This window comes from Sphingomonas changnyeongensis, assembly GCF_009913435.1.
GTDB lineage: Bacteria > Pseudomonadota > Alphaproteobacteria > Sphingomonadales > Sphingomonadaceae > Sphingomonas_B > Sphingomonas_B changnyeongensis.
Genome location: NZ_CP047895.1, coordinates 2,335,877 through 2,361,490, shown reverse-complemented (window position 1 = coordinate 2,361,490; position 25,614 = coordinate 2,335,877). Strand labels below are relative to the sequence as shown.

The 25,614-nt window shown below is 67.7% G+C and carries 24 protein-coding genes; 11 read left to right on the top strand and 13 right to left on the bottom strand.

What is annotated here, in order from left to right; all coding sequences use genetic code 11:
• Positions 1-18 precede the first annotated feature (18 nt).
• The 11 genes from GVO57_RS11640 to GVO57_RS11590 all read left to right on the top strand — a co-directional run bounded on the left by GVO57_RS11640 (position 19) and on the right by GVO57_RS11590 (position 10,667).
• Entirely contained in the window at positions 19-1,116 is a 1,098-nt protein-coding gene (locus tag GVO57_RS11640) for a methyltransferase (RefSeq protein ID WP_160593278.1), read from the top strand.
• A 106-nt stretch (positions 1,117-1,222) separates the two neighbouring features.
• A complete protein-coding gene (bchC, locus tag GVO57_RS11635) occupies positions 1,223-2,158 on the top strand; it encodes a chlorophyll synthesis pathway protein BchC (RefSeq protein ID WP_160593277.1) in 936 nt (311 codons plus the stop codon).
• A complete protein-coding gene (locus GVO57_RS11630; RefSeq protein WP_160593276.1) occupies positions 2,155-3,138 on the top strand; it encodes a chlorophyllide a reductase iron protein subunit X in 984 nt (327 codons plus the stop codon). Before bchC ends, GVO57_RS11630 begins: the two co-directional genes overlap by 4 nt.
• 3 nt (positions 3,139-3,141) lie before the next feature.
• Positions 3,142-4,713 carry a chlorophyllide a reductase subunit Y gene (bchY, locus tag GVO57_RS11625; RefSeq protein WP_160593275.1) on the top strand — a complete coding sequence of 524 codons (1,572 nt, stop codon included), beginning with the start codon at positions 3,142-3,144 and terminating at the stop codon, positions 4,711-4,713.
• Entirely contained in the window at positions 4,710-6,155 is a 1,446-nt protein-coding gene (gene bchZ, locus GVO57_RS11620) for a chlorophyllide a reductase subunit Z (protein WP_160593274.1), read from the top strand. The genes bchY and bchZ overlap by 4 nt, the downstream gene beginning before the upstream one ends.
• Before the next feature lie 148 nt (positions 6,156-6,303).
• The gene (gene pufB, locus GVO57_RS11615) at positions 6,304-6,537 is read left to right on the top strand and encodes a light-harvesting antenna LH1, beta subunit (RefSeq protein ID WP_160593273.1); all 234 of its coding nucleotides are present in this window, start codon (positions 6,304-6,306) and stop codon (positions 6,535-6,537) included.
• 14 nt (positions 6,538-6,551) lie between these two features.
• Positions 6,552-6,740, top strand: a complete 189-nt coding sequence (gene pufA / locus GVO57_RS11610; RefSeq protein ID WP_160593272.1) for a light-harvesting antenna LH1, alpha subunit — start codon at positions 6,552-6,554, stop codon at positions 6,738-6,740.
• Positions 6,741-6,875: 135 nt separating this feature from the next.
• Positions 6,876-7,700, top strand: coding sequence for a photosynthetic reaction center subunit L (gene pufL / locus GVO57_RS11605; protein ID WP_160593271.1), 825 nt, complete (start codon positions 6,876-6,878; stop codon positions 7,698-7,700).
• A 13-nt stretch (positions 7,701-7,713) separates the two neighbouring features.
• Positions 7,714-8,718 carry a photosynthetic reaction center subunit M gene (pufM, locus tag GVO57_RS11600; protein WP_160593270.1) on the top strand — a complete coding sequence of 335 codons (1,005 nt, stop codon included), beginning with the start codon at positions 7,714-7,716 and terminating at the stop codon, positions 8,716-8,718.
• A gap of 14 nt (positions 8,719-8,732) precedes the next feature.
• Positions 8,733-9,824, top strand: coding sequence for a photosynthetic reaction center cytochrome PufC (gene pufC, locus GVO57_RS11595; protein WP_160593269.1), 1,092 nt, complete (start codon positions 8,733-8,735; stop codon positions 9,822-9,824).
• Between the two features lie 573 nt (positions 9,825-10,397).
• On the top strand, positions 10,398-10,667 hold the full coding sequence (locus GVO57_RS11590; protein WP_160593268.1) for an HNH endonuclease family protein: 270 nt from the start codon (positions 10,398-10,400) through the stop codon (positions 10,665-10,667).
• Between the two features lie 206 nt (positions 10,668-10,873).
• Here GVO57_RS11590 and hemA read toward each other — a convergent pair whose 3' ends face one another.
• Genes hemA through GVO57_RS11525 form a run of 13 tightly spaced genes read right to left on the bottom strand, consistent with a single transcriptional unit; the run spans position 10,874 to position 25,614 of the window.
• The gene (gene hemA / locus GVO57_RS11585) at positions 10,874-12,094 is read right to left on the bottom strand and encodes a 5-aminolevulinate synthase (RefSeq protein WP_160593267.1); all 1,221 of its coding nucleotides are present in this window, start codon (positions 12,092-12,094) and stop codon (positions 10,874-10,876) included.
• The gene (gene puhE / locus GVO57_RS11580; protein ID WP_160593266.1) at positions 12,084-12,887 is read right to left on the bottom strand and encodes a putative photosynthetic complex assembly protein PuhE; all 804 of its coding nucleotides are present in this window, start codon (positions 12,885-12,887) and stop codon (positions 12,084-12,086) included. The genes hemA and puhE overlap by 11 nt, the downstream gene beginning before the upstream one ends.
• Positions 12,881-13,945: a magnesium-protoporphyrin IX monomethyl ester (oxidative) cyclase gene (gene acsF / locus GVO57_RS11575; protein ID WP_160593265.1), complete on the bottom strand. Its 1,065-nt coding sequence runs from the start codon at positions 13,943-13,945 to the stop codon at positions 12,881-12,883. Before acsF ends, puhE begins: the two co-directional genes overlap by 7 nt.
• The gene (locus tag GVO57_RS11570; protein WP_160593264.1) at positions 13,942-14,235 is read right to left on the bottom strand and encodes a hypothetical protein; all 294 of its coding nucleotides are present in this window, start codon (positions 14,233-14,235) and stop codon (positions 13,942-13,944) included. Before GVO57_RS11570 ends, acsF begins: the two co-directional genes overlap by 4 nt.
• Positions 14,235-14,756: a photosynthetic complex assembly protein PuhC gene (gene puhC / locus GVO57_RS11565; protein ID WP_233281357.1), complete on the bottom strand. Its 522-nt coding sequence runs from the start codon at positions 14,754-14,756 to the stop codon at positions 14,235-14,237. The genes GVO57_RS11570 and puhC overlap by 1 nt, the downstream gene beginning before the upstream one ends.
• Positions 14,753-15,382 carry a photosynthetic complex putative assembly protein PuhB gene (gene puhB / locus GVO57_RS11560; protein ID WP_160593263.1) on the bottom strand — a complete coding sequence of 210 codons (630 nt, stop codon included), beginning with the start codon at positions 15,380-15,382 and terminating at the stop codon, positions 14,753-14,755. Before puhB ends, puhC begins: the two co-directional genes overlap by 4 nt.
• Positions 15,379-16,152: a photosynthetic reaction center subunit H gene (gene puhA / locus GVO57_RS11555; RefSeq protein WP_160593262.1), complete on the bottom strand. Its 774-nt coding sequence runs from the start codon at positions 16,150-16,152 to the stop codon at positions 15,379-15,381. Before puhA ends, puhB begins: the two co-directional genes overlap by 4 nt.
• Positions 16,153-16,174: 22 nt before the next feature.
• Positions 16,175-17,599, bottom strand: a complete 1,425-nt coding sequence (locus GVO57_RS11550; protein WP_160593261.1) for a BCD family MFS transporter — start codon at positions 17,597-17,599, stop codon at positions 16,175-16,177.
• Complete coding sequence (bchM, locus tag GVO57_RS11545; RefSeq protein WP_407695689.1) at positions 17,599-18,315, bottom strand: magnesium protoporphyrin IX methyltransferase; 717 nt, start codon at positions 18,313-18,315, stop codon at positions 17,599-17,601. Before bchM ends, GVO57_RS11550 begins: the two co-directional genes overlap by 1 nt.
• Complete coding sequence (bchL, locus tag GVO57_RS11540) at positions 18,312-19,205, bottom strand: ferredoxin:protochlorophyllide reductase (ATP-dependent) iron-sulfur ATP-binding protein (protein WP_160593981.1); 894 nt, start codon at positions 19,203-19,205, stop codon at positions 18,312-18,314. The genes bchM and bchL overlap by 4 nt, the downstream gene beginning before the upstream one ends.
• A gap of 7 nt (positions 19,206-19,212) precedes the next feature.
• A complete protein-coding gene (locus tag GVO57_RS11535) occupies positions 19,213-22,764 on the bottom strand; it encodes a cobaltochelatase subunit CobN (RefSeq protein ID WP_160593260.1) in 3,552 nt (1,183 codons plus the stop codon).
• The gene (gene bchB, locus GVO57_RS11530; RefSeq protein WP_160593259.1) at positions 22,754-24,346 is read right to left on the bottom strand and encodes a ferredoxin:protochlorophyllide reductase (ATP-dependent) subunit B; all 1,593 of its coding nucleotides are present in this window, start codon (positions 24,344-24,346) and stop codon (positions 22,754-22,756) included. The genes GVO57_RS11535 and bchB overlap by 11 nt, the downstream gene beginning before the upstream one ends.
• Positions 24,346-25,614, bottom strand: coding sequence for a ferredoxin:protochlorophyllide reductase (ATP-dependent) subunit N (locus GVO57_RS11525; protein ID WP_160593258.1), 1,269 nt, complete (start codon positions 25,612-25,614; stop codon positions 24,346-24,348). The genes bchB and GVO57_RS11525 overlap by 1 nt, the downstream gene beginning before the upstream one ends.

The following is a 25,614-nucleotide window of genomic DNA, read 5'->3' as shown; positions in this document are numbered from 1 at the left end:
ATGGGGTGAACGACCGCAATGGCTAACCGTCTCGACAGGCTGCGGCTCGGCTGGACGGGCTGGCGCAACCGGCTGCTCGCCGCCCCCGGCTTTCGCCGCTGGGCCGCGCGCGTCGCCCCGCTGCGCCCGGTCGCGCACCGTTATGCCCGCGACCTGTTCGATCTGTCGGCGGGCTTCATCTATTCGCAAATCACCCAGGCGCTGATCGAATCGGGGCTGCTCGCCGCGCTGGCCGAACGGCCGCATGACGAGGCCGGGGCCGCGCGCGCCGCCGGCCTGACGCCGGAGGCGGTGCGGGTGCTGCTGCGCGCGGGCGAGCCGCTGGCGCTGACCGAGCGGGTGGGCGATCTGTGGACGCTGGGCACGCGCGGCGCGGCGATGTCGACCAGCCCGGGCGTGGCGGAAATGATCGCCCATCACCGGCTGCTCTATGCCGATCTCGCCGATCCGCTGGCGATGCTGCGCGGCGGCGGGCCGGGGCGGCTGGCGGCGCTGTGGCGCTATGACGGCACGGCGGAGCCGGCGGATACGGCCAGCTATTCGGCGCTGATGGCGGCAAGCCAGCCGATGGTCGTCGAACAGGCGCTCGCCGCTTATGATTTTGCGCGTCACCGCCACATGCTCGACATTGGCGGCGGGCTGGGCGCTTTTGCCGAGGCGGTGTGCCGCGCGACTCCCGGCCTGTCGGCGGCGGTGTTCGATCTGCCCCCGGTCGCGGCGCGTGCCGCAGCGCGCTTTGCCGGGCTTGGCCTGCCGATCCAGGCGATTCCCGGCAGCTTCACCTGCGATCCGCTGCCCGGCGGGCATGATCTGATCACGCTTGTCCGGGTCGCGCACGACCATGATGACGCGCCGGTCGCAGCCCTGCTCACGCGCATCCATGCCGCGCTGCCGCCGGGCGGGACGCTGCTGATCGTCGAGCCGCTCGCGGATGTCAGGTCCGCACCGCGTGTCGGGGCATCCTATTTCGGCTTTTATCTTGCCGCGATGCGCTCGGGCAGGCCGCGCAGCTTTGCCGAATATCGCGCGATGGCCAGGGCGGCGGGCTTTGCCTCGGTCCGCCTTCGGCCGACCCCGCTTCCCCTTGCTGCCAGCGTGATCGTCATCCGCCGCTGACGTCAATTCAGGTTGACACCAGATAGTGTCAAGATCATCATACATCTGACCCGGTATCCATTCCTGACCTTACGGAATGGAATGGGCCTCCGGGGGAGGGTCGGATATGGAATCACTTGCGGTCATCATCGAAGCGCCTGAACGGCTTTCGTTGCGGCCGCTTGCGCTCACCGATGTCGGTGATGACGATCTTCTGGTCGACATTGCGTGGAGCGGCATCAGCACCGGCACTGAAAAGCTGCTGTGGACGGGGCGGATGCCGCCCTTTCCCGGCATGGGCTATCCGCTTGTCCCGGGCTACGAATCGGTCGGGCGCGTGACCGATGCCGGGGTCAATGCCCGGGCACGGATCGGTGAATGGGTGTTCGTGCCGGGCGCGCGCTGCTTCAAGGGCGCAAACGGGCTGTTCGGCGGTGCTGCGGCGCGGGTGATCGTGCCGGCGGCGCGGGCGATCCCGATCCCCGAGGCGCTGGGTGAGGCCGGGGTGCTGATGGCGCTCGCGGCGACCGCGCATCACATGCTGCCGGGCTTTGATCCTCCCGATTTGATCGTCGGGCACGGCGTGCTTGGCCGGCTGCTGGCGCGGATCGCGATCGCGCGCGGCGCGCCTGCGCCGACCGTCTGGGAAATCGATCCGCTGCGGCGCGGCGGAGCCGAAGGCTACCGGGTGATAGATCCGGCCGATGACGACCGGCGCGACTATCGTGCCATTTATGACGTAAGCGGCGCACACGGACTGATCGACGAGCTGATCGGCAGGCTGGCGCGCGGCGGCGAGCTGGTGCTTGGCGGCTTTTACCAGCAGCCGGTCGCCTTTGCGTTTCCGCCGGCGTTCCAGCGCGAGGCGCGCATCCGCATCGCCGCCGAGTTTCAGCCCGGCGACCTCGCTGCAACGCGCACATTGATCGAGGATGGCAGCCTGTCGCTCGACGGGCTGGTTACCGACGTCCGCCCTGCGGACAGGGCTGCGGAGGCCTATGCGACCGCATTTGGCGATCCGCGCTGCCTGAAAATGGTCATCGATTGGAGGACAAGGGCATGACGATGCTGGATGTGGATGCGCTGCGTGCGGAAGCCGCGGTCGATCCCGACCCGGTGCCGACCGGCGCCGCCACCAAGACGACGCAGATCATCGCGATTTACGGCAAGGGCGGATCGGGCAAGAGCTTTGCGCTCGCCAACCTGTCCTACATGCTCGCCCAGCAGGGCAAGCGCGTGCTGCTGATCGGTTGCGACCCGAAGAGCGACACGACCTCGCTGCTGTTCGGCGGCAAGTCCACGCCGACGATCATCGAAACCTCGTCGCGCAAGAAGCTCGCCGGCGATGAACTGAACATCGAGGATGTCTGCTTCCAGCGCGACGGTGTGTTCGCGATGGAACTGGGCGGGCCCGAGGTTGGCCGCGGCTGTGGCGGGCGCGGGATCATCCATGGCTTCGAGACGCTGGAAAAGCTCGGGTTCCACGACTGGGGCTTTGACTATGTGCTGCTCGACTTTCTGGGCGATGTGGTCTGTGGCGGCTTCGGCCTGCCGATCGCGCGCGACATGTGCCAGAAGGTGATCGTCGTCGGCTCGAACGATCTCCAGTCGCTCTACGTCGCCAACAATGTCTGCAAGGCGGTCGAATATTTCCGCAAGCTCGGCGGCAATGTCGGCGTCGCCGGCATGATCGTGAACAAGGATGACGGCACTGGCGAGGCGCATGCCTTTGCCGATGCGGTCGGCATCCCGGTGCTGTGCGCCATCCCCGCGCATGAGGATATTCGCCGCAAATCGGCCAATTACCAGATCATCGGCCGCCCCGGTGGGCAATGGGGTTCGCTGTTCGAGGAGCTGGCAACCAATGTGCAGACGGCGCCGCCGCTGCAGCCGCGCCCGCTCGACCAGGACGGGCTGCTCGGCCTGTTCAAGCCCGAGGACACCGGCGGCAATGTGACGCTGATGCCCGCCACCCAGGCCGATATGCGCGGCGGCACCTATCATGAGCGGCCGTCCCTCGAAGTCATTTACGACGAGGTCTGAGCGATGACCGATCTCGCCCCTTCGACCCGAACGCTCGACCGGATCGACGCCGCGCCCGACGCGCCGTCGCCGGCGGTTGGCGGAGGAACCGGGTCTGCCCCGGTGGAGGCGGCCGGCTGCCATGCGGGTGCTGAAAAGCTGCGCGCCCAGGCGGCGGCCGCCGGCAAGGCGGAGCTGCTCGACGGCTATGCCCGCGACTATCCCACGGGGCCGCATGACCAGCCGCAGAGCATGTGCCCGGCCTTTGGCTCGCTGCGTGTCGGGCTGCGGATGCGGCGCACGGCAACCGTGCTGTCGGGCTCGGCCTGCTGCGTCTATGGCCTGACCTTCACCTCCCATTTCTACGGCGCGCGCCGCACCGTCGGCTATGTGCCGTTCAACTCCGAAACGCTTGTCACCGGCAAGCTGTTCGAGGACATCCGCGACGCGGTGTTCCAGCTCGCCGATCCGGCACTTTACGACACGATCATCGTCACCAATCTGTGCGTGCCGACGGCATCCGGCGTGCCGCTGCAGCTGCTGCCGCGCGATATCAACGGCGTGCGCGTGATCGGCATTGATGTGCCGGGCTTTGGCGTGCCCACCCATGCCGAGGCGAAGGATGTGCTGGCCGGCGCGATGCTGAGCTATGCGCGCAAGGAGGCCGAGGCTGGCCCCGTCCAGGCCCCGCGCGAGCGCGCCGATCTGCCGACGGTCACGCTGCTCGGCGAAATGTTCCCGGCCGATCCGGTGGGCATCGGCATGATGCTCGCGCCGCTCGGGCTGCAGGCAGGTCCTGTCGTGCCGACACGCGAATGGCGCGAGCTTTATGGCGCGCTCGATTGTGCGGCGGTCGCCGCGATCCATCCTTTCTACACCGCCAGCATCCGCGAGTTTCAGGCCGCGGGCCGGCCGGTGATCGGCTCCGCGCCGGTTGGCGTGGACGGCACGGCCGACTGGCTGGCCGCGATCGGCGAGGCGTGCGGGATCGCCGCCGACAAGGTCGCCGCCGCCCAGAACCAGTTCCTGCCCGCCATTCGCGGCGCGCTGGCCGCACGGCCGGTGCGCGGGCGGATCACTGTATCGGGCTATGAAGGTTCGGAGTTGCTTGTGGCCCGGCTGCTCGTCGAAAGCGGGGCGGAGGTGCCCTATGTCGGCACCGCCTGTCCCCGCACCGCCTGGTCGGACTCCGACCGGGCATGGCTGGAGGCGCGCGGCACCTTCGTCCAGTACCGGGCGAGCCTCGAGCAGGACATTGCGGCGGTCGAGGAATATCGGCCGGATCTGGCCATCGGCACCACCCCGGTCGTCCAGCATGCGAAGGCCAAGGCGCTGCCGGCGCTGTATTTCACCAATCTCATTTCTGCGCGGCCGCTGATGGGGCCGGCCGGGGCGGGCAGCCTGGCGATGGTGGTGGGTGCCGCACTCGCCAATCAGGGGCGGTTCGACCGGATGCGCGATTTCTTCGACGGCGTCGGCGAGGGCGCGGCCGCCGGGGTGTGGGAAGATGTCCCGGTCGACCGGCCGGACTTCAAGGCGAAATATGCCGCGCGGCGCATCGCTGCCGCCAAGTCAGAGGAGGCGATCGGACAATGACGCTGATCCTCGATCATGACCGGGCGGGCGGCTATTGGGGGGCCGTTTATGCCTTCACTGCGGTCAAGGGGCTGCAGGTGATCATCGACGGGCCGGTCGGGTGCGAAAACCTGCCGGTCACCTCGGTCCTTCACTATACCGACGCGCTGCCGCCGCACGAGCTGCCGATCACCGTCACCGGCCTGTCGGAGCAGGAGCTGGGCCGCGACGGCACCGAGGGCGCGATGCGCCGGGCCTGGGACACGCTCGATCCAGACCTGCCGGCGGTCGTCGTCACCGGCTCGATCGCCGAAATGATCGGCGGAGGTGTGACGCCCGAGGGCACGACCATCCAGCGTTTCCTGCCGCGCACGATCGACGAGGATCAGTGGCAGGCGGCCGATCGCGCCCTTGCATGGCTGTGGACCCAGTTCGGGCCGAAGAAAATGCCCGGGCCCAAGCGCCTGAAAGAGGGTGAGCGCCCGCGCGTCAACATCATCGGGCCGATGTACGGCACGTTCAACATGCCCTCCGACCTCGCCGAAATCCGCCGGCTGGTCGAAGGCATCGGGGCCGAGGTGAACATGGTGTTCCCGCTCGGCACCCATCTGGCGGATATCCGCCGCCTCGCCGATGCCAGCGTCAACATCTGCATGTACCGCGAGTTCGGGCGGCTGCTGTGCGAGGCGCTCGACCGGCCCTATCTGCAAGCGCCGATCGGGCTGCAGTCGACCACCGCATTCCTGCGCAAGCTGGGCGAGCTGACGGGGCTGGATCCCGAGCCGTTCATCGCCCGCGAAAAGCACACGACGATCAAGCCGCTCTGGGATCTGTGGCGCTCGGTGACCCAGGATTTCTTCGGCACCGCCAGTTTCGGTATCGTCGCCAACGAAACCTATGCCCGCGGCGTCCGCCATTTCCTGGAAGAGGATATGGGGCTGCCCTGCGCGTTCAGCTTTGGCCGCACGGCGGGCGTGAAGCCCGATAACGAGGCGGTGCGCCAGGCGATCAGGGCCAATCCGCCGCTCATCCTGTTCGGCAGCTATAACGAGCGGATGTACATGGCCGAGTGCGGCGCGCGCGGCATGTATGTGCCGGCCAGTTTTCCCGGCGCGGTGATCCGCCGCCATATCGGCACGCCGTTCATGGGCTATTCCGGCTGCACCTATATCGTGCAGGAGGTGTGCAACGCGCTGTTCGACGCGCTGTTCCACATCCTGCCGCTGTCGACCCAGATGGATGCCGTCGATCCGACGCCGGCACGTGCCATGGCCGAGCTGGCCTGGGAGGCCGAGGCCAAGGCCAAGCTTGACGCAATCCTCGAGGCCCAGCCGGTGCTGGTCCGCATTTCGGCGGCCAAGCGGCTGCGCGATGCGGCCGAGCGCGCGGCGCGCCGGCACGGCGAGCATGTGGTGACGGCCGAGCGCCTCGCCGATGCGCTGCTCGAGGGGCAGCCGGCATGAGCATTTCACCCTTTTCCTTCGTCTGTGCCGGCTGCGCGCCGGGATCGGGCGGGGAGCATGGATCCGCACGGCGACTGGCGTCGTGCGGAGGTCGCCCGGAGGCGTTCGCGCCGCATTGTTACCGGCCGGGCAGATTGGAGACGGAAGCATGAGCGATACCAGAGACGATCGCTTCGGTCCGGGGACCTATCTCACCCCAGACGAAGCGAAGGAATTCCACAAACTGTTTGTCAGCAGCTTCATCCTGTTCACGCTGGTGGCCATCGTCGCCCACTTCCTTGCCTGGATGTGGCGGCCGTGGATCCCGGGGCCTGACGGTTATGCGGCGCTGCAGACTGGCGTGGATTTCGCCAGCACCGCCATCACCAGCCTGATGGCCTGAGGGGAGGACGAGACATGTGGAGAATCTGGCTGATTTTCGACCCGCGACGGACGCTGGTCGCACTTGCCGTGTTCCTGTTCGTGCTCGCGCTGCTGATCCATTTCATCCTGCTCAGCACGGACCGGTTCAACTGGCTCGATGGACCGAAGAAGGCGGCCGCCGTGGCAACGGCGCCGGCTGCGACGGATCAGGCAACACCCTGATCCGCTCGTCGGGACGGGACGGCTCCGGCCTGTCCCGTCCCAGCCGGCCGGTCCGACCGGCCGGCTGACCGGCCCGAGAAATCGGGGCTATTCATCGCATGCATGCCCGCCAGCAGGCAGGGGAGGGGTTAAGTCATGGCGCTCTTGAGCTATGAACGAAAGTACCGCGTCCGTGGCGGGACGCTCATCGGGGGCGACCTGTTCGACTTCTGGGTGGGCCCGTTTTATGTCGGGTTCTTCGGGGTCACTGCGGCGTTCTTCTCGCTGCTCGGCACCGGGCTGATCCTGTATGCGGCCTCGCTGGGGCCGACCTGGAACCCGTGGCTGATCTCGATCGAGCCGCCCGATCTGTCGTACGGCCTGGCGCTCGCGCCGCTGCGCGAAGGCGGGTTCTGGCAGATCATCACCGTCTGCGCGATCGGCGCATTCGTCAGCTGGGCGCTCCGCGAGGTCGAGATCTGCCGCAAGCTCGGCATGGGCTATCATGTGCCCATCGCCTTCGGCATGGCGATCTTCGCCTATGTGACGCTGGTCGTCATCCGGCCGATGCTGCTTGGTGCATGGGGGCATGGCTTCCCCTATGGCATCTTCAGCCATCTCGATTGGGTGTCGAACACCGGCTATCAGTATCTCCACTTCCACTATAACCCGGCGCACATGCTGGCGGTGTCGTTCTTCTTCACCACCACGCTCGCGCTCGCCATGCATGGCGGGCTGGTGCTGTCCGCGACGAACCCGCCCAAGGGCGGCACCGTCAAGACGCCGGAATATGAAGATACATTCTTCCGCGACCTGATCGGCTATTCGGTCGGCACGATGGGCATCCACCGCGTCGGGCTGCTGCTCGCGCTCAATGCGGGCTTCTGGAGCGCGGTGTGCATCGTGATCTCCGGACCGTTCTGGACCCGCGGCTGGCCCGAATGGTGGACCTGGTGGCTCAACCTGCCGATCTGGTCCTGAGGAGGCACGCGCCATGTCCCGCTATTATTCGCTGTTCAACGAAATCCAGCTGCGCACGGCCCCCGAATATGGGGTGCCGCTGCCGGCCGGGAATGATCCGCGCCTCGGCAAGGGCGGTTTCAACTATTGGATGGGCAAGCTGGGTGCGGCCCAGATCGGGCCATTCTATCTGGGCAAGCTCGGTCTTGCCTCGCTGCTGTGCGGCTTTCTGGCCATCGAGATCATCGGGCTCAACATGGCCGCCTCGGTCAACTGGAGCCCGGTCGAGTTCGTTCGCCAGCTGCCCTGGCTCGCGCTCGAGCCGCCGGGGCCGGAATGGGGCTTTTCGCCCTTTGTGCCCCTTGCCCAGGGCGGGTGGTGGATCCTGGCGGGCTTCTTTCTGACCGCGTCGATCATGCTCTGGTGGCTGCGCACCTTCATGCGGGCAAAGGCGCTTGGCATGGGAACGCATATTCCATGGGCGTTTGCGAGTGCGATCTGGCTTTATCTGGTGCTCGGCTTCATCCGCCCCGCGCTGATGGGCAGCTGGTCCGAAGCGGTGCCGTTCGGCATCTTCCCGCACCTTGACTGGACGGCTGCGTTTTCGATCCGGTACGGGAACCTGTTCTACAATCCGTTCCATTGTCTCTCGATCGTCTTCCTCTATGGCTCGACGCTGCTGTTTGCGATGCACGGCGCGACGATCCTCGCCACCGCCCGTTACGGGGCCGAGCGCGAGATCGAGCAGATCACCGACCGTGGCACCGCCACCGAACGCGGCGCATTGTTCTGGCGCTGGACCATGGGCTTCAATGCCAACATGGAATCCATCCATCGCTGGGCCTGGTGGTTTGCGGTGCTGACCACGCTGACCGGCGGGATCGGCATCCTGCTGACCGGCACCGTGGTCGACAATTGGTATCTGTGGGCGGTCGAGCATCATTATGCCCCGTCTTATCCCGACAGCGGCACCATCGATCCGGCGACGCTGCCGCCGGTGCCGATGGAAACTCCGCCGGCCGCCCCGGCCGCACTCTAAGCGAGGACCGCGCTATGAACCGTCACCTCGTCCTTGTCGCCGGCATCCCAGCGCTGATGGCTCTTGCCGGATGTGAACTGGGCCCGAAGAAGATCGAACAGACCGGCTATCGTGGCGCGGGCCTCGCCCAGGTCATCGACACCGACAATATCAAACCGGCGGGGACCATTCCCCCGCCGCCCTATCCGCTCCCTGCGGACGAAGGGCCCAAGGCATCCGAAGTCTATGAGAATGTTCAGGTGCTCGGCGGCCTCTCGGCGGAACGCTTCAACCATCTGATGGCATCGATCACCCAGTGGGTGTCGCCGGAACAGGGCTGCAACTACTGCCACAATCCGGAAAACATGGCGTCGGACGAGATCTACACCAAGGTCGTCGCCCGGCGGATGCTGCAGATGAACCTGAAGATCAACGCCGCCTGGTCGCCGCACGTCAAGCAGACCGGCGTCACCTGCTATACCTGCCACCGCGGCCAGCCGGTGCCGGCCAATGTGTGGGCGCGCAAGCCGGTTGACGATCCCTCGACCATCCGCGGCAACAAGCGCGGCCAGAACAGCGCCGATGTCGATGTTGCCTATGCCTCGCTGCCCAACCGGTCGTTCGAGGAGTATCTCTCGTCCAATCCAAAGGATGCGCGCGTGGCCTCATCCAGCGCTTATCCGGGCTGGAACCCCGGGGTCGGGACCCGCAATGCCGAAGACACCTATGGCATCATGATGCACCTGTCCTCGGCGCTCGGCGTCAACTGCACCTATTGTCACAACAGCCAGTCCTTCCGGTCCTGGCCGCTCAGCCGGGCGCAGCGCGCGACCGCCTGGTACGGCATCCGCATGGTCCGCGACATCAACCATGGCTATATTTCGCCGCTTCAGGCGGTGTTCCCGGCCAACCGCAAGGGCCCGCTGGGCGATCCTTACAAGGTCAACTGCCTGACCTGCCATCAGGGCCTGCCCAAGCCGCTCGGCGGGCAGAGCATGATTGCCGATTATCCCTATCTGCGGATCGCAGCCGCCGGACCACCGCCCGCCCGGAAGCGGCGGCGCCGGCGCCGGCTGAGACCGCAACCGAAGCGCCTGCCGCTCAGTAACGCCCGCAGCCAGGCGTAGGCCTTGGTCACTCCGGACCCTGTCCGGGGTGACCTTTTTTATCTGGCGACAGTTGATCCGGCGCGCAGCGTCTCGGCCCCGCGTGCCTCTTGGCCCGCCTGCTTCCGCCATCTCGTCAGAGGCCCGGTCACGCGGGTGGATCGGCGCTGCGGATCGATCCGTGGCTGGAGTTGATGGCCGCATGGCGTGGTTCCGGCCAGCGCGGCTCGTCATCCCGGCTTGGCAGCGTGTCGATGGGATGCCGATGCCCGGCCGTCCGAGGCCGCGGGCAAGGGCGATCGCCGCAAACGCCACGCCTGCGATCGGCGCGAACAACGCAAGCGCGGGCTCGAGCTGGCAGCTGGTCATGCGCGGGGGCATGGCTCTGCCACACACGGGTTCCGTCCACCAACTGCGACAATCGGCGACAAAATCGGGCCGCAGCCGACACAGCGGCACGACAATCCTCTATGATAAAAGGGTGTCGGACGGGTTTTCCCCTCCCGTTCGCCGGCATACCCGGATCGGGCCTCGCTCTTCCCCCCTTGGAGCGAGGCCCTTTTCACAGGCGCAGGCCTGCGGCAGGCAGGGCCGATGAGTGCATGCTGGCTATGCGGGCGGCCGATCGGCGCGCGCCGCGAATGGCATCATCCGATCCCGCGCAGCCGGGGCGGGCGCGAGGTGGTCGCGCTGCACCCGATCTGCCACCACACGATCCACGCCCGTTTTTCGAATGTGCAGCTCGCCCGCATCGGGGCAGACCGCACGCCAATCGCCGGCGATCCGGAAATCGCCCGCTTCCTGCGCTGGATCGCCGACAAGCCGCCCGATTTCCACGCGCCCACGCGGACCCGGCGGCGCTAGAGCGGTTTCCCGTCAGGTGGACTCACCTGACGGTTCGGAAAACGCGGCAAACCAACAAATTAGAGCGGTTTCCAGGCCCGGTCGGGGCACCCCGCGATTCCAAAAAAAACATCGCAGCCCAAATGGATAGAGCGGCCGACCCGATGCTATCGGATCGGCCGCTCTAATCTTGCGAAGCGCGGGAAGGTGGGGCTTCCCGGCCCCGGTCAGGCGGCGGCCGGCACCCGGCTGAGCGCGCAGCGCGACCAGCATTCGCTCAGTGCCTCGACCAGCCGGTCGATGTCGCCGTCGCTATGGACCGGCGACGGCGTGATGCGCAGCCGCTCTGTGCCGCGCGGCACGGTCGGGTAGTTGATCGGCTGGACATAGATGGCGTGGTGTTCGAGCAGCCAGTCGCTGATCTGTTTGCAGTGGCGCGGATCGCCGACCATCACCGGGATGATATGGCTCGGATTGTCGAGCATCGGGATGCCCGCCGCCTTCAGCCGCGCGCGGACGGTTGCCACCCGGTCGCGGTGCGCCTCGCGCTCGGCATTGCTGTCCTTCAGATGGCGGATGCTGGCGGTCGCGCCCGCCGCCAGCGCGGGAGGCAGGGCGGTGGTGAAGATGAAGCCCGAGGCAAAGCTGCGGACGAAATCGCACACCGCGTTCGACCCGGCGATATAACCGCCCATGACGCCATAGGCCTTGCCCAGCGTCCCTTCGATCACCGTGATCCGGTCCATCAGCCCTTCGCGCTCGGCAACGCCGCCGCCGCGCGGGCCATAGAGCCCGACCGCATGGACTTCGTCGATATACGACATCGCGCCATGCGCCTCGCACACGTCGAGGATCTCGGCGATGGGCGCGATGTCGCCGTCCATCGAATAGACGCTTTCGAACGCGACCAGCTTGGCCCGGTCCGGGCCGATCGCCGTCAGTCGCCGGTCGAGATCGCGCCAGTCATTGTGCGCGAACACCTGGCATTCGGCGCGGCTGTGGCGGATCCCTTCGATCATCGAGGCGTGATTGCCGGCATCCGACAGCACGACACAGTCGGGCAGCCGCGCCGCCAGCGTGCTGAGCGCCGCCCAGTTGGACACATAGCCGGAGGTGAACAGCAGTGCCGCTTCCTTGCCGTGCAGATCGGCGAGTTCGGCTTCCAGCTGCGCATGCTGGTGGGTGGTGCCGGAGATGTTGCGCGTGCCGCCCGCGCCCGCGCCGCAGCGGTCGAGCGTTTCATGCATCGCCCCCAGCACCTTGGGATGCTGGCCCATGCCCAGATAGTCATTGGAGCACCAGACGGTCACATCGCGCAGGTCGCCTTCGATATGGTGCGTCGCGCGCGGAAAGGCCCCGCGCCGCCGCTCCAGCTCGGCGAAGATGCGGTAGCGCCCTTCCTGCCGAAGCGAGTCGAGTTCGCCAGTGAAGAACGCTTCATAATCCATAACCGCCTCCCCTTATCCGATCAGGCGACTGGGCAGGTATCGCCCAGCGCCACAGGGCGCCGTCGCGAAGCGGCAGGCCCAGAAACATGTGTTCAAGCGCACCCAGCGCCGCCAGCGCGAACACCAGGCTTGCGCCCGTCGCCGCGCCGCTGCCGGGTTCAAGCCCGGCCGCGCGCCAACCCAGCCATCCGGCCAGTGCCACCGTGCCCAGGATCGAGACGGCCAGCACCGCGCCAAAGGGGCGACGGCGGAAATAGGTCTTCAGATACGCCATTTGCGGCGGCAGCAGATCGTCGGAGAAGTTCGGTACCCCGACATGCAGATTGATCTTGGTGCTCAGCCGCAGAAGAAACAGCAGCGCAAAGGCTTCGGCCCCGGTGCGGTTGGGCTGCTGCCAGCAGATGCCGACCAGCAGCAGCGCCGTCAGCGCCAGCGCGATTTCATGGTGCAGGATCGCCGCCGATCCCTCGGCAAAGCGTGCCCAGCGCCCGTCCGCTCCCGATGCCGGCCCTCGGCGCGGGCCGGCACAGGCACCCGTCAGGAAGGCAAGTTCGTGCCAGCCCCATATGGCGAGGGCCCCCGCAAAGGACAGATAGGCGGCCGCCGGGCTGCTGCCCGCGCCCGCATAGATGACTGCGCCAAGGCCGATCAGCCCGGCCAGTCCGCCGACAATCAGGCTGGTCCCGAAGGTGCGCGGCGCCCGGTTCGCGGCCCAGGCGATCAGCCCGGTGCTCAGGAACCAGGCGACGATCATGCCCAGGGCCGGCCCGATATGGTCGGCGAAGGTTACCATGCCGGGGCCATGCGGACGGTGGCCGGCAGTTCGTTCTTTTCCGGCCGCATCAGATACATGCCGATCAGGGCCCGCGCCGCCCGCGCCATGCCCGCCACGCGCCCGATGGCACCGGAGACCCCGCCGCGCGCCCGGGCCGCCTCGATCGCATTGGCGGCACGGCGCAGATCCTCCATCCGCGCCCGGAACCGCGGATCGTCGACCGGCAGCGTGACCGGAAACACCTGGCGGCTGATCGCCGTGGTGATGCCGAACACCTCGAAATCATAATCGCTCGGATCGACGCCCAGCGCCTTGTGGAAGGCCGGCCTGTTATGGTCGCGCACATACATGGTCGCGAACACCGACAGGGTGAAGAAGCGGATCCACAGCCGGTTCAATCCGGTCAGCAGTTTCGGATCGGCGCGCATCAGCAGGGCAAAGGCCTCGCCATGGCGGAACTCGTCATTGCACCATTGCTCGAACCAGTTGAAAATCGGGTGGAACCGGTTTTCCGGCTTGCGCGCCAGCTGGCGAAAAATGGTGATGTAGCGCGCATATCCGATCTTTTCCGAAAGATAGACGGCGTAGAAAATGAACTTCGGCCGGAAATAGGTGTATTTCTTGGTCTTGGTCAGAAAGCTCAGATCCACGCCCAGCCCGGCATCCTTCAGCGTATCGTTGATGAAACCGGCATGGCGGCTTTCGTCGCGCGACAGCATTTTGAACAGCTTCTTCACATCAGGGTTCTGCACCCTTTTGGCGATTTCCGCGTAAAGGATGCATCCGGAAAACTCCGAGGTCAGCGAGCTGACCAGGAAGTCGATGAACTCCTTGCGCAGCTCTGGTTCGAGCGTGTCGAGAATGCCGTCAAACTCCTCGGCACGGCGGAAATGATAGCGGTTGGGATCCGACTCCATCTCCGCCATCAGCGCGTCCCACTCGCCGCGCACCCGCGACACGTCGATGCGGTCGAGTGCGGCATAATCGGTGGTGTAGAAGCGCGGCGACAGCATCGTGTCGGTGCGGGCGAGCTCGAGGCTTTCCTGGCTGGTGCCGAGACGGGCAGGCGCGTTCATCGCATTCTCCCTGGAGTGAAGCTGACCTCGTAAAGCTCGGTCAGCTCGAAATTGGCCCTGATCTTGGTCCAGGCCCGGCGCAGCGGGCCGGCGATTTCAACGGTCGCCATCCGGCGGATCTCGATCCGCGCGCCGAACGGCACCCGGATCGGTGCGCCATGCACCCGAACCCTGTCCCCCGGGCCGATCGGCACATCGCCGTCCAGCTCGACATGGGCGTGGAAATGCTCCTCGCTCTGCTCGATCGCGATCGTGCAGGGTGTATCGAACCGGTTGCGCCGCCACAGCATCAGCGGGGCCCTCCGGGGACGGCCTGGGTCTCCGGCACGATCAGCCGCAGAAAGGCCGCACGGTTGGTGTGGCCAAAGCCGTTGAGTTCGATCGTCCGGCCGGTCGCCAGATCGACCAAAGTCAGCTGGGTGTCGTCCCACAGCGACAGGCGGAACGGGCGGCTGGCATCCAGGCCGTGCATGCGCCGCTCGCGCGCCAGACCGCGCATCACGCCGCGGATGAAGCCGCTGCCTTCCTGGCCGATGCGCGCGACCTCGCGACCATTGCCGGCATCGGTGACCAGCACCTCGCCGGCGGCGGTATCCGAAAAGCGCAGCAGCCGTTCGCGCACCAGCCCGACATGCTTGGCGGCCCGCAGATCAGCCGCCGTCGGGGCGGCCGGCAGCAGGTTCGACCTGACCGACACGACGAGCGCGAAGGACGCGGCGATCAGCGCCCCGGCAAGCGCGATCGCCGCGGGCGGCACCATGTTTTCGTGATGGTGATGGTGGCCCCGGCCATTCCGGTCGTTCCCGCTCATGCGACCGCTCCCATTGCCGGGGTGCCGGGCCGGCGCTGATCCTGGCTGCCCTCGCCGATCGCTTCGCCGCGCGCGATCGGGCCGATCGCCGCCCGCGCCCTGACCAGCCGTTCGGCCACGGTCTTGCCATCGGCAATCGCGCGCAGCATCGGCTGGGGCTGGCGCAGCCGCCACGGCCTGGCATGGGGCCAGAGCAGCAGATAGCCGATCCGCCCATCCTCGATATTGAGCGCAAGGTCCCCATGATCGGGGCCGAGCGGACGATATTCGGCCCCGCTGATCAGCTTCAGCGGCAGGTTGAAACAGGCGTTGAGCGCCACGCCGATGCGCAGCACGATCCGCCGGTTGGTGAGCGTGTAGACGGTGGTCGCCGCAATCGCCCAGGCGAGCAGATAGAGCAGCCCGAGACAGCCGGCCCCCGCCGCCACGGTCAGCGCCGCGCCGATCAGGCTGCCGCTCGCCAGGCCATAGGCGGTGAGCGCCACGAAATAGGCGGCTATCCAGCGTGTGTGGAAGGCGTGGCGGGCAAAGACCCGCCAGTCCGGCCCGCCCTGCCACAGGATTTCCTCGCCGGCGGGCAGATGGCCGGGCAGCCCGCGGATCGGTTCGTCATCATACTCGGTCACAGGAACGGCTCCGTGCGTCCGGGCAGGCCATAGAGATAGCCGCCGCCGAAATAGCCCATGATCTTGTCTTCCTCGAGCCGGGTCACCTGACCCGGCGTCTCGACGACGGGCACCTGCTCGAACTGCGCGGCCGAGATCGATTCCACCTCGATCACCCGCTTGCTGCGATGGATGTTAGCAAAGCCGATCGGGGCCAGGATCTCGCGCCCGCCGGTGGTGCGGACCGCATAATAGCGCACGACATGTTCGGCGCGGTCGACCCACAGATCGGTGACCGTGCCCGCCGGCTTGCCATCCGCGCCGACCACGGTCCAGCCGCGCGGATCGGGATCACCGCTCGCGATGCTGACATGATCGTCGCTTGCCATCGGCACGATGCGCGGATTGCCATGGCGGTCCTGATCGGGCCATGCCGCGCGCTGCGCATAGGCGGCCGGGCCGATGCCGTCGACCAGCGGGTTGCCGGTCGGCTCATAGGGCGCGCCGGGGAAGCGGTCGATGCGCCGGGCGGCGATGTCGACCGGCTCGCGGCCCTTGGTCGGCATGGTCGCGACGCCGCGGCCGAAGGGGAGCTTGAACTCCTTGTACATGGAGGCGCTGAGCGGCCCCCATGAGCTGTCGACGCGGCCGGTGACCGTGTCTTCAAGCGGATAGCCTTCGCGCCGGTCTTCGCGGCGCAGGTAGAACACGAGGCCAATGAAAAACAGGACGAAAGCGTAGAAGCAAAGCTCCGCCACGTCCAACTGGCCGGCCAGGATCACGCGTGACATCCCATTCTCCTTTCAAGAAAACTCAGGTCGGGAATTGCTGCAGGCCGAAACTGCCCTTGGCCGGTTCGGCGCGACCATTCCGGCCCACAAGCGGGCCGAGAATGGCAAGGGTCAGCATCAGCAACAGGATTTCGATCAGATAGACGGCACCATAGCCGGTCGCCCGGTCGGCCAGTGCCGCCCCGAACCAGCCCTTGAGCGCGAGCGCCGACAGCCCGTCACGGGCCACGCCCGATGCTGCAATCGCAAGGCCTGCGGCACTGGCCTGCACCGCGCCCCAGGCACCCAGCGCGATGCCCGAGCGGCCGTTGCGCGACAGGGCCATCGCCGCCGTCAGCGTGCCGACAAGGAACAGCCCGGCCCCCAGGCCGATCGCACAGGCACCGATGAAAAGCAGACCGGGCGCATGGGCGGGGGCCGCAAACATCACCAGCGCAAAGGCGAACATGCCCGCCACGCCGCCAAGCCCCGCCACCCGGTGCGGATCGCCGCCATCGTCGAGCACGCGGGCGGCATAGGTGAAGCCGATCAGATTGCCGAGCGCCCACAGGCCGGTCAGCTCGGTCGTGCCGCCGACGGTCATGCCCAGGATCTCGCCGCCATAGGGCTCAAGCAGAATGTCCTGCATCGCAAAGCCCGCCGCACCCAGCCCGACCGCGACCAGCAGCCGCATCACGCCAGGCTCCTCGGCAAAGGCGCGCCAGACCTCGGCAAAGGGCGGGCGCGGGGCCTCCGCCTCGGACGGGGCCGGGCGGCGGCGCGGTTCCTGCTTCCACAGGGCGATGATGTTGAAGATCGCAGTCAGCAGGCCGACCCCCTGAATGACCTGGATCATCCGCGTCGGGGTGAAGCTGCGCAGCAGATCGCCGATCACGAATGCCGACACGACCATGCCCGCAAGCAGCATGACATAGAGCAGGGCGACCGCACGGGGCCGGTCCCGTTCGGGGGCAAGGTCGGTCGCGAGCGCTAGGCCCGCCGTCTGGGCGGTGTGCAGCCCGGCACCGGTCATCAGAAAGGCGACCATCGCTGCAACCGTGCCGATCCCCGCGACATCGGCGCGCGACATCAGCAGCAGGGCAAAGGGCATCAGCGCGAGCCCGCCAAACTGCATGAGCGTGCCGAACCAGATATAGGGCACGCGCCGCCAGCCGAGCACCGACCGGTGATGGTCCGACCGGTGGCCGATCAGCGCGCGAAGCGGCGCGAAAAGCAGCGGCAGGGCGATCATCAGCGAGATCAGCCAGGCCGGCACGCCCAGTTCGACGATGATGACACGGTTGAGCGTGCCGTTCAGCAGCACCGTCGTCATCCCCATGCTGACCTGGAACAGCGACAGGCGCAGCAGCCGCGACAGGGGCAGATCGTCGCTGGCGGCATCGGCAAAGGGCAGCCAGGCGGTCGCCACTTTCTGCCAGCGTGAGGCGAGGGGAGCGCGCGTTGCCATCAGATCCGCACCAGCTCCATGGCCTGCGACGTGTAGAAGCCGCTCGCGATCCGTGTCGTGCGGCCGACCCGCCAGCCGGGAATGTTGGCCAGCCGTGCGCGCAGCCGGCGCTCGGCTACCGGCTGGATGAACGGCGCCCGGTCGCCGCGCGGGAAGATGCGGCCGACGGCGTGCATCGTCGCGAGCAGCGGCGTGCGCGGCGCGAAGGTGAAGACGATCGACCCCGAGGTGCGCGCGGCCAGCGATTCAAGCACCGCCGCCATGTCCTCCATGTCGTAATGGATCAGCGAATCCATCGCGACGACATGGTCGAACCGGCCCAGATCCGGGCTGGTCATGTCGCCGACATGCCAGTCGACCGCGCCATGGCCGAGAAAGGCCGGTGCCCGGTCGCGCGCGACATCGACCAGACCGCCCGCGACATCGATCGCGCACACCTGCGCGCCGCGCCAGGCGGCGGCGACGGCCAGCGCGCCGGTGCCGCAGCCGGCATCGAGCAGCCGCAGCCGGCGCAGATCGGCCGGCAGCCAGTCGAGCAAGGTTTCGCGCATCCGGTCGCGCCCGGCGCGGACGGTGGCGCGGATGCCCGACACGCGCGCATCCGAGGTCAGCTGTTCCCAGGCCTGGCGCGCGGTGCGGTCGAAATAGGTCTCCAGCCGCCGGCGCTGCGCTTCATAGCGCGGATTGGCGGGCGGGGCGGGAAGCGTGGCCATCATTCAAACCCCAGAAAGTCGAAAATGTCGCGGTCTTTCATCGGCCGGGCAGCGAGTGGTTCGACCCCGCGCCACAGCATGTCGGCCAGGCGCAGATATTCCTCGCGCGCGGCGATCACGTCGGGCGCGTCGTTCATCTCGAACAGCGTGCATTTTTTCAGGCGCGACCGCCTGATCGCGTCGACGTCGCGGAAATGGGCGAGGCGCTTCATGCCCGTCGCGTCGCAGAACCGGTCGATCTCGTCGGTGCCGGCCGAGCGGTTGGCGACGACGCCGGCGACGCGGACGTCGTAGTTCTTGGCCTTGGCGTTGATGGCCGCGATGATGCGGTTCATCGCGAAGATCGAGTCAAAGTCGTTGGCGGTGACGACGAGCGCGCGTTCGGCATGCTGGAGCGGTGCGGCAAAACCGCCGCACACGACGTCGCCGAGCACGTCGAAAATCACGACGTCGGTCTCATCGAGCAGATGATGCTGCTTGAGGAGCTTGACCGTCTGCCCGACGACATAGCCGCCACAGCCGGTGCCGGCCGGCGGCCCGCCCGCCTCGACGCACATGACGCCGTTATACCCCTCGAACATATAGTCTTCGGGGCGAAGTTCCTCGGCGTGGAACTCGACGCTTTCGAGCACGTCGATCACCGTCGGCATCAGCTTTTTGGTCAGCGTGAAGGTGCTGTCGTGCTTGGGATCGCAGCCGATCTGGAGCACGCGGTGGCCGAGCTTTGAAAAGGCGGCCGACAGGTTGGACGAGGTCGTGGATTTGCCGATCCCGCCCTTGCCATAGACGGCGAACACCTTGGCCTTGCCGATCCGGTCCTGCGGATCAAGGTGAACCTGGACGCTGCCGTCCCCGTCGGGTGCGGATCCCGGATGCTGTCGGTCGAGAAGCATGTCCACTCTACTCCGCTGCGATCAGGCCTTCGAGCCTGTCTTCAATGTCGTCGCTTGCTGCCCGCAGGGCGGCGAGCGTTTCCGCGTCCGGCGTCCAATATTGGCGGTCGGATGCCTCGAGCAGCCGTTCGGCGACACGGGCCGAGGCTTTGGGGTTGAGCGCCACCAGCCGGGCGCGCATTTCGGGATCGAGCATGAAGGTCTCGCTGATCCGCTGGTAGATCCAGGGCGCGACCTTGCCGGTGGTCGCCGACCAGCCGAGCGTCGTCGTCACATGCGCCTCGATATTCTTCACGCCTTCAAAGCCGTGGCGCAGCTGGCCTTCGTACCAGCGCGGGTTGAGCGTGCGGGTGCGCGTCTCCAGCTCGACCTGCTCGTCGAGCGTGCGGACCTTGGCCGAGCCGGTGGTCGCATCGACGATATAGACCGGGGCCGCCTCGCCGCCGCGTGCGCGGCTGACCGAACGGGCCATGCCGCCCAGCATGTCGACATATTGGTCGAGATCGGTGACCCCCAGTTCGACCGAGTCGAGATTCTGGTAGGTCAGGTCGACCCGCGACAGCGCGGACTTGAACAGTGCCGCCTTGCGCACCGGCGCGCCGCTGCGGCCATAGGCAAAGCCCTTGCGCTTCTCGAACGTGTCGGCCAGCTCGTCCGGGTCGCTCCACACGCCGCCATCGATCAGCTGGTTGACGTTCGCGCCATAAGCCCCTTCCTGGTTGGAAAAGACGCGCAGCGCCGCTTCGTCGATGTCGATGCCGAGTTCGGCGGCCTGGGCCAGGCTGTGCTTGCGCACGAAGTTCAGATGGTCCGGCTCGTCCGCCGTTGCCGCCAGCCATGCCGCCTCGGCCAGCATCCGGGTCTGGAGCGGCAACAGGTCGCGGAAGATGCCCGACAGGGTAATGACGACATCGATCCGCGGCCGGCCAAGCTCGTCGAGCGGGATCAGCTCCGCGCCCACCAGCCGGCCATAGCCGTCGAAGCGCGGGCGGGCACCGTAGAGCGCGAGCGCCTGGGCGATCTGCGCGCCCTCGCTCTTCATATTGTCGCTGCCCCACAGCACCATCGCGATGCTTTCGGGATAGGCACCGCCCCGATCGACATGGCCCTCGATCAGCCGGTCGACGGCCTTGCGCCCCTGTTCGACGGCAAAGCCATTGGGGATACGGAACGGATCAAAGCCGTGCAGGTTGCGCCCGGTCGGCAGCACGTCGGGATTGCGGATCAGGTCGCCGCCCGGTGCCGGCGGCATGAACCGCGCATCGAGCGCGCGGATCAGGCCGCCCATCTCGTCATTGCCGGCCAGCAGCTGGTCGACCCGGTCGCGGTCCTCGGCCGGGAAGGCGTCGAGGAATCGCGCCCGCGCCTCGCCCGCAGCCGTGGTGCCGAGCACGTGCAGCCCCTCGGGGATCAGCGACTCCTCGATTTCGTAGAGCTTGGCCGACAGCCGGTCGATATCGGTCGCGTCCAGGTCCATGGTTTCGGCCTGATCGCGGATCATCTGCGCCAGATCGGCCTGTTCCTCGGCTCCCAGCTCGCCTGCGCGCCAGCGATCGACCAGCGACCGCAGCTCGCTCAGCCCCTTGTACAGCCCGGCCTGGCTGAGCGGCGGCGTCAGATAGGAAATCAGCGTCGCGCCCGAGCGGCGCTTGGCGATCAGCCCTTCCGACGGGTTGTTCGCCGCATAGAGGTAGAAGTTGGGCAGGCTGCCGATCAGCCGTTCCGGCCAGCATTCCGGGCCCATGCCGCTTTGCTTGCCGGGCATGAACTCAAGCGCGCCATGCGTGCCGAAATGCAGCACCGCATGCGCGCCAAAGCCGGTGCGCAGCCAGCGGTAAAAGGCCGAAAATGCGTGGGTCGGGGCAAGGCCGCCCTCGAACATCAGGCGCATCGGATCGCCTTCCCAGCCCATCGCCGGCTGCAGCCCGACAAACACCTTGCCGAAGCGTTCGCCCATGATGTGGATGCCGCCGGGATCGGCCTGGATGCGGCCGGGGGCCGGGCCCCATTGCGCCTCGATCTGCGCCAGATGCGGTTCGGCGCGCACATGATCGTCCGGGGTGATGCGGGCATGGATGTTCGCATCCGCGCCGAACATCGCGGCATTGCCTTCCATGACCGCCGCGCGCAGCGCCGCGACATTTTCGGGCGGGGTGACGTCATACCCCTCGTCGCGCAGCCGCTCGAGCGTGCGCTGCACCGATTCCCAGACCGCCAGATAGGCGGCGGTGCCGGCCGCGCCGGCATTGGGCGGGAAGTTGAACAGCACGATCGCGATCCGCCGCTCGGCACGTGCCGCACGGCGCAGCGCGACCAGCCGCGCGACCTTGTCGGCAAGCGCTGCGGCGCGTTCGGGATCGCTGTGCATCGTGCGCCCGCCGCCTTCGCCACCGCTTGCGCGGCCGCCAAAGGTCGAGGGCAGGATGCCGCCATCAAGCTCGGGGATCGCGACCATCAGCGTCGCTTCGAGCGGCAGCAGACCCATGGGGTTCGCCTTCCACTGCTCGAGCGTCTGGAACTCGGCCGGATGGGCGCTGACATAGGGCACGTCGAGCCGGGCAAGGGCCGCCGCCGCCGCCCCGGCATCGTTATAGGCCGGCCCGCCGACGAGCGAAAAACCGGTCAGGTTGATCACCGCATCGACCCGCGCCGCATCGCCGTCCATGAAGAAACGGTCCATGGCCGGCCGGCCGTCGAGCCCGCTTGCAAAGGCGGGGATCACCGCCAGCCCGCGCGCCTCGAGCGCGGAGATGACCCCGTCATAATGCCGCGAATCGCGGGCCAGGATGTAGCTGCGCAGCATCAGCAGCCCGACCGTGCCGGTGGGGGCCGCGACCCGTGCGGGCAGATCCTCAAGCCGTTCGGCGATCCGGCCGGGCAGGGCGGGGTGATATAGGCCGACTTCGGGATATTCGACCGGGGCGGCGGCGGGCGTGCGCCCGCGCAGCGCCCGGCGCGGGCCGTCGGCATAGCGGTCGACCAGCGCGCGGATCATCGCCACGACATTGTCGTCCGATCCGGCCAGCCAATATTGCAGCGTCAGGAAATAGGCGCGCACATCCTGCGCGGCGCCGGGGATGAACTTCAGGATCTGGGGCAGGCGGCGCAGCGTCTTCATCTGCTTGTCGCCGCTGTCGCTGCCGGGCTTGCCGGCGGGCTTCAGCTTCTTGAGCAGCGCCATGATGCCCGATGCGGGCTTGCGCATCTCATAGCTGCCCATCCGGGTCAGCTTCACGATTTCGCTGCCCGACATCAGGCCGATGATCGCGTCGCAGCTGTCGCGCCGCGCCTCGAGCGCGGGCAGCACTGCCTGGATATGGTCTTCCAGGAACAGCATCGTCGCCAGGATGATGTCGCCCTGCGCGATGTCCGCACGGCAGCGGTCGAGCGCGCCGGGATCGCGGTCCCATTCCGAGGCGGCGTGGAAGGCGACGCGGATGCCGGCTTCGCTCAGCGCCGGGGTGGCCCGCTCGACAGCGCCCGCCAGATGCGTGTCGAGCGTCACGATCACCATGTTGACCGCCGGCAGGGCGGACCGGGTGGCAGCGTCACCGTCCATAATGCGCCTTTGCGTCGTAAAGGGTCGACAGGCCGATCTCCGCCAGCCCGGAAGCGGCGGCATAGGCCTCGGTGTTGCGCCGCGCCTTGCCGCGGACGAAGAACGGGATCTTGCGCAGCTCGGCCTCGGCCTCGGCGGTCCAGCCAGGGGCGGCGGCGGGCGTTGCCGTCATGAGCGCCGGGGCGGCGATCATCACATCGGCATGAGCGTCCGGCGCGGTTTCCGCTATCTGGCCCGGGCTGCCCGGCACGGCGGCGGGCGCGCCATGGGCGAGGTGGCTTGCCCCCGCGCCGTCATGAAACTCGGGATCGTCGCGGAACATCGCCAGCAGATGCTCCTCCAGCCCCATGACCAGCGGATGCACCCAGGTGTCGAAGATCACATTGGCGCCCTCAAAGCCCATTTGCGGGCTGTGCCGGGCCGGAAAGTCCTGGACATGGACGGGGGCGGAGATGACCGCGCAGGGGATGCGCAGCCTTTTGGCGATATGCCGCTCCATCTGCGTGCCGAGCACCAGCTCGGGCTGCAGGCTGACGATCGCGTCCTCGACCGCCAGATGATCGTCGGTGATCAGCGGTTCGATGCCGAGCTTTGCCGCCGCTTCGCGCACGTCGCGGGCGAACTCGCGATTGTAGCAGCCAAGGCCGACCACTTCGAAGCCCAGCTCCTCGGTCGCGATCCGCGCGGCGGCGACAGCATGGGTGGCGTCGCCGAAGATGAACACGCGCTTGGCGGTCAGATAGGTCGAATCGACCGAGCGGCTCCACCACGCCATCCGCCCGCCCTCGGCCAGCGCGGGGGCCGGATCGACACCGGCGAGCAGCGCCACCTCCTCGATAAAGGCGCGGGTTGCCTGCACGCCGATCGGCACGGTGCGGACGACCGGCATCCGGTAGGCGCGTTCGAGCCAGCGTGCCGCCTCGTCGCCGATTTCGGGATAGAGCAGGATGTTGAAATCCGCCTCGCCCAGCCGCGCGATATCGGCTGCCGATGCGCCGAGCGGTGCCGTGACATGAACATCAATGCCCATCAGCGTGAGCAGCCGGCCGATTTCGGCGACATCGTCGCGGTGGCGAAAGCCGAGCGCGCAGGGGCCGAGCAGGTTGACGCGCGGCCCGCCTTCGGGGCGGAGCGGCCTCTGCGCCGGGCTGAGCGCGCGGACCAGGCGGTAGAAGGTTTCGGCCGCCCCCCAATGTTCCTTGCGCTGATAGCTTGGCAGTTCGAGCGGCACGACCGGCACCGGCAGGGCCAGCGCCTCGGCCAGACCGCCGGGATCGTCCTGGATCAGTTCCGCCGTGCAGCTGGAGCCGACCAGCATCGCGCCGGGGCGGAACCGGTCATGCGCGTCGCGCGCCGCGTTCTTGAACAGCTCGGCCGTGTCCTTGCCGAGATCGCGGGCCTGAAAGGTCGTGTAGGTGACCGGCGGGCGCTGGCCGCGCCGCTCGATCATCGTGAACAGCAGATCGGCATAGGTGTCGCCCTGCGGCGCGTGCAGCACATAATGCACGTCGGTCATCGCGGTCGCGACGCGCATCGCCCCGACATGGGGCGGGCCTTCATATGTCCAGACCGCCAGCTGCATCAGACCCTCAGCACGTCGCGGCGCCGGAGCGGCCGGGTGAACAGCTCGGCCAGGTCACCTGCCTGGTCAAAGCCATGGACGGGCGTGAACACCAGTTCGATCGCCCATTTGGTGGTCAGCCCTTCCGCCTCGAGCGGGTTGGCAAGGCCGAGACCGCACACGGTGATGTCGGGGCGCAGCGCGCGCACCCGGTCGAGCTGCGCCTCGACATCCTGCCCTTCGGTCAGCGGCGTGCCCGGGGGCAGCAGCGCCAGTTCCTCGGCCAGATGCCGGGCATGGAGATAGGGGGTGCAGACCTCGACCGGCCGCATCCCGCATTCGGCGGCAAGAAAGCGCGCCAGCGGCACTTCCAGCTGCGAATCGGGCATGAAGAAGATCGTCTGGCCGGCCAGCCGCTCGGCATGGCGGGCAATCGCGCGCTTGGCGCGTTCACGGCCCGGCGCAACCGCCTGGCGGAAGCGCATCGGATCGACCCCAAAGGCATTGGCCGCAGCCTCGGCCCAGGCGGTCGTTCCTTCCGCCCCGAACGGGAAGGGCGCGGCCAGCCGCTCGGCCCCGCGCGTGGCCAGCGCCCGGGCGGTATCGCCAAGGAAGGGCTGGGCAAGCAGGAAGCGGGTCGCCGGGCCGACCGCCGGCAGATCATGCGCGACGCGGCCGGGGAAGAAGCGGACCCGGTCAATGCCCATATCGGCGAACAGCCGGGCAAACTGGTCCTCGACGATGTCGGGCAGGGCGCCCACGATCAGCAGCTCGGGCGCTGCACCTGCTGCACCCTGCGGCGCTTCTGGCACCAGCGCGGCCAGGCACGCATCCTCGCCCTCGGTAAAGGTCGTTTCGATCCCGCTGCCCGAATAGCTGAGGATGTTGACCCCGGGCCGGTCCGCGCCCAGCCGGCGCGCGGCGCGCGGCAGATCGAGCTTGATGACTTCAGACGGGCAGGAGCCGACAAGGAACAGCACCCGCACATCGGGCCGCCGGTCGAGCAGCCGGGTGACCACGCGGTCCAGCTCGGCATCGAGATCAGCCATGCCGGCCAGGTCGCGTTCCTCGATGATCGCGGTCGCAAAGCGCGGCTCGGCGAAGATCATCACGCCCGCCGCCGATTGCAGCAGATGCGCGCAGGTGCGCGAGCCGACGACGAGGAAGAACGCATCCGGCATCTTGCGGTGCAGCCACACGATCCCGGTCAGCCCGCAAAACACCTCGCGCTGTCCGCGTTCGCGCCGGATGTCCGGCTGCGGCTGCGCCAGGGGCGACGCCGGCGTCAT

Coding starts and splice junctions, on each gene's coding strand:
- GVO57_RS11630 (WP_160593276.1), top strand. CDS start 2,155: ATGACGATGCTGGATGTGGATGCGCTGCGTGCGGAAGCCGCGGTCGAT.
- pufL (WP_160593271.1), top strand. CDS start 6,876: ATGGCGCTCTTGAGCTATGAACGAAAGTACCGCGTCCGTGGCGGGACG.
- GVO57_RS11640 (WP_160593278.1), top strand. CDS start 19: ATGGCTAACCGTCTCGACAGGCTGCGGCTCGGCTGGACGGGCTGGCGC.
- pufA (WP_160593272.1), top strand. CDS start 6,552: ATGTGGAGAATCTGGCTGATTTTCGACCCGCGACGGACGCTGGTCGCA.
- GVO57_RS11550 (WP_160593261.1), bottom strand. CDS start 17,599: ATGGCAACGCGCGCTCCCCTCGCCTCACGCTGGCAGAAAGTGGCGACC.
- bchB (WP_160593259.1), bottom strand. CDS start 24,346: ATGCAGCTGGCGGTCTGGACATATGAAGGCCCGCCCCATGTCGGGGCG.
- puhA (WP_160593262.1), bottom strand. CDS start 16,152: ATGTCACGCGTGATCCTGGCCGGCCAGTTGGACGTGGCGGAGCTTTGC.
- pufM (WP_160593270.1), top strand. CDS start 7,714: ATGTCCCGCTATTATTCGCTGTTCAACGAAATCCAGCTGCGCACGGCC.
- GVO57_RS11535 (WP_160593260.1), bottom strand. CDS start 22,764: ATGGACGGTGACGCTGCCACCCGGTCCGCCCTGCCGGCGGTCAACATG.
- bchZ (WP_160593274.1), top strand. CDS start 4,710: ATGACGCTGATCCTCGATCATGACCGGGCGGGCGGCTATTGGGGGGCC.
- hemA (WP_160593267.1), bottom strand. CDS start 12,094: ATGGATTATGAAGCGTTCTTCACTGGCGAACTCGACTCGCTTCGGCAG.
- acsF (WP_160593265.1), bottom strand. CDS start 13,945: ATGAACGCGCCTGCCCGTCTCGGCACCAGCCAGGAAAGCCTCGAGCTC.
- pufC (WP_160593269.1), top strand. CDS start 8,733: ATGAACCGTCACCTCGTCCTTGTCGCCGGCATCCCAGCGCTGATGGCT.
- bchY (WP_160593275.1), top strand. CDS start 3,142: ATGACCGATCTCGCCCCTTCGACCCGAACGCTCGACCGGATCGACGCC.
- GVO57_RS11590 (WP_160593268.1), top strand. CDS start 10,398: ATGAGTGCATGCTGGCTATGCGGGCGGCCGATCGGCGCGCGCCGCGAA.
- bchL (WP_160593981.1), bottom strand. CDS start 19,205: ATGCTTCTCGACCGACAGCATCCGGGATCCGCACCCGACGGGGACGGC.
- puhE (WP_160593266.1), bottom strand. CDS start 12,887: ATGGTAACCTTCGCCGACCATATCGGGCCGGCCCTGGGCATGATCGTC.
- bchM (WP_407695689.1), bottom strand. CDS start 18,315: ATGATGGCCACGCTTCCCGCCCCGCCCGCCAATCCGCGCTATGAAGCG.
- pufB (WP_160593273.1), top strand. CDS start 6,304: ATGAGCGATACCAGAGACGATCGCTTCGGTCCGGGGACCTATCTCACC.
- bchC (WP_160593277.1), top strand. CDS start 1,223: ATGGAATCACTTGCGGTCATCATCGAAGCGCCTGAACGGCTTTCGTTG.
- puhC (WP_233281357.1), bottom strand. CDS start 14,756: ATGAGCGGGAACGACCGGAATGGCCGGGGCCACCATCACCATCACGAA.
- GVO57_RS11570 (WP_160593264.1), bottom strand. CDS start 14,235: ATGCTGTGGCGGCGCAACCGGTTCGATACACCCTGCACGATCGCGATC.
- GVO57_RS11525 (WP_160593258.1), bottom strand. CDS start 25,614: ATGACGCCGGCGTCGCCCCTGGCGCAGCCGCAGCCGGACATCCGGCGC.